The sequence below is a fragment of the Nocardia citri genome (assembly GCF_054065835.1).
Window position 1 is genome coordinate 1 of sequence record NZ_JBSUQM010000087.1, and the last position, 321, is coordinate 321.

At 60.4% G+C, this 321-nt stretch carries 1 protein-coding gene; it reads right to left on the minus strand.

The window, feature by feature from the left end; genetic code table 11:
* Positions 1-30: 30 nt before the first annotated feature.
* A partial coding sequence (locus tag ACW2Q0_RS31230; RefSeq protein ID WP_457194512.1) for an integrase core domain-containing protein occupies positions 31-321 on the minus strand: 291 nt, incomplete at its 5' end.

The window sequence follows — 321 nt, forward strand, 5'->3', positions numbered from 1 at the left end:
TGAATCCCCCCGGGTTTCATGCGCACCCGGTTATCTGTCTCCGACCGGTTGTTCGGTCAGAGCGGCATAGTAGTCGGCCTCGTACTCGACCGGTGGTTTGCGGCCGAGCCGGTGCATCAGCCGGGACTCGTTGAACCAGCTGACCCACTCATGGGTTAGTTGCTCGACATCAGCGAGCCGGTGCAACGGGCCTCTCCGGAACGGGGAATCATCACGGACCGCTTCGGTCTTATAGAGCCCGATCGTGGTCTCGGCGAGGGCATTGTCGAAGGCATCGCCAACCGACCCTATCGACGGTTTGAGTCCTGAAAGCATCAGTGT